The 1,837-nt window shown below is 36.1% G+C and carries 4 protein-coding genes and 1 other annotated feature; all 4 genes read right to left on the reverse strand.

Annotated elements, in window-relative coordinates; all coding sequences use genetic code 11:
- A partial coding sequence (rpmA, locus tag CAT7_RS11840) for a 50S ribosomal protein L27 (protein WP_007725929.1) occupies window positions 1-223 on the reverse strand: 223 nt, incomplete at its 3' end.
- A gap of 27 nt (window positions 224-250) precedes the next feature.
- Entirely contained in the window at window positions 251-586 is a 336-nt protein-coding gene (locus CAT7_RS11845; RefSeq protein WP_007725930.1) for a ribosomal-processing cysteine protease Prp, read from the reverse strand.
- A 17-nt stretch (window positions 587-603) separates the two neighbouring features.
- The gene (rplU, locus tag CAT7_RS11850) at window positions 604-912 is read right to left on the reverse strand and encodes a 50S ribosomal protein L21 (RefSeq protein ID WP_007725935.1); all 309 of its coding nucleotides are present in this window, start codon (window positions 910-912) and stop codon (window positions 604-606) included.
- A gap of 15 nt (window positions 913-927) precedes the next feature.
- Window positions 928-999: a sequence feature (ribosomal protein L21 leader region), on the reverse strand.
- Window positions 1,000-1,107: 108 nt separating this feature from the next.
- Entirely contained in the window at window positions 1,108-1,785 is a 678-nt protein-coding gene (locus CAT7_RS11855) for an amino acid ABC transporter ATP-binding protein (protein ID WP_007725936.1), read from the reverse strand.
- Between the last annotated feature and the right edge of the window lie 52 nt (window positions 1,786-1,837).

The following is a 1,837-nucleotide window of genomic DNA, read 5'->3' on the forward strand; positions in this document are numbered from 1 at the left end:
ACAACTCCGTCACATTTGCAAACAAAGTATCGTCTCCACCAATTCCAACGTTAACACCTGGATAAATTTTAGTTCCGCGTTGACGGAATAAAATTGAACCACCTGAAACAGTTTGTCCATCTGCACGTTTAGCGCCTAAACGTTTAGAGTTTGAGTCGCGTCCGTTAGTTGTAGAACCGCCACCTTTTTTATGGGCGAAGAATTGTAGATTCATTTTTAACATATGAGTTGCACCTCCTATTATAATTTTTTATTGTGCAAGTTTGACATATTTCGGATACTCTTCAACTATTCCTGTTAAAGATAATTGAAGGCTCTCCAGAAGAATCTGTGAGATTTTCAACTGTTCTTCAGTCAATTCGCTTAAAAGTTCAACGTATAAATAGCCGCCTTCAACTTCTTCATTTGTTTCTACCAATGGCGAAACACCTGATAAAACCGAAATGCTATTTGTTGTTCCTATAACTAATGCTGAGACAGCCGCACAGACTATATCACTGCCGTAGGGTCCAGACTCCGCATGTCCTGTAACTTCAAAGGAAACAATATCTTCCTTATCATTACGTTTAAAGAATGCTTGAATCATATTGGAACACCACTTTCTTATGCGTTAATTGCGTTGATAACAACTTTTGTATATGGTTGACGGTGACCTTGTTTACGGTGACTATGTTTTTTAGGTTTGTAGATAAAAGTCGTAACTTTCTTTTGAAGACCATGTTTTTCAACAGTACCTTCAACAGTAGCTCCTACAATAGTTGGAGCTCCAACTTTTGTTTCTTCTCCACCAATTAAGACAACTTCTTCAAAGACTACAGTTTCACCAGCTTCAACATTCAATTTTTCAATGTAGATTTCTTGGCCAACTTCAACTTTAATTTGTTTTCCACCTGTTTTAATAATTGCGTACATTCTTTCGCACCTCCTTGTTAGACTTAGACTCGCCATCATGAGCGCCATAAAGGACTTAAACTCATTCCCGTGCGGTTGTAGTTGTGGTGCTACACATTTACAACATTAACATCATACCAAATTGCATGTCCTTCGTCAATAAATACTTTAACCAAATCTTTAAAAATAGCAAAACAAGTGTATTTTCAATTCTTTTTAGCGTAAAAATTCATCTGAAGAGACAACTCTTGTTCCAAATTTTTCTGCAAACTCTATATCATGCGTGACAATTAAGATACCTGTACCTGATGAGGCAATAGATTCAATCATCTTTCCAACCTCATTTGATGAATCACGATCTAATGCAGAAGTTGGTTCGTCAAAACAAAGAATCTTAGGGTTAAGCATCATAGCCCGCGCTATGGCTACACGTTGTTGTTGCCCTCCTGATAAGGTGCTTGGATAAACATCTTTTTTATCTAAAATTTTCATTTGTGTCAACAGCATCTCTGCTTTTTCAATTGCTTGTTCTTTTGTCAGTAATTTTTGATCTAATGGTGCTTCAATACAATTTTTCAAGACGGTTAGATTAGGAAATAATTGATAATCTTGAAACACCATACCGATTTGATTGTTGTAGACCATTCGTTCTTTACTTGAAACATATTCTGTTTTATCTTCAGTCGTTTCACGACATAAATAATTTTCATCAATCGCAATCGTTCCATTATCTGCTTTTTCAAGTTGATTAAGGACTCTCATTAACGTCGTTTTCCCGGTACCTGATTTACCAACAAGCGTGACAATTTCTCCAGCTTCGATAGTGAAATTAAAATTTCTTAACACATCTATTCCATTGAACTGTTTGGTTAGATTAGTTGCTTTCAATCCCATTCCCAATCATCTCCTTTAATAATTCGACTTTTTCTCGATCGCATTTAGTACA

The organism is Carnobacterium sp. AT7, assembly GCF_000171855.1.
GTDB classification, from domain to species: domain Bacteria; phylum Bacillota; class Bacilli; order Lactobacillales; family Carnobacteriaceae; genus Carnobacterium_B; species Carnobacterium_B jeotgali.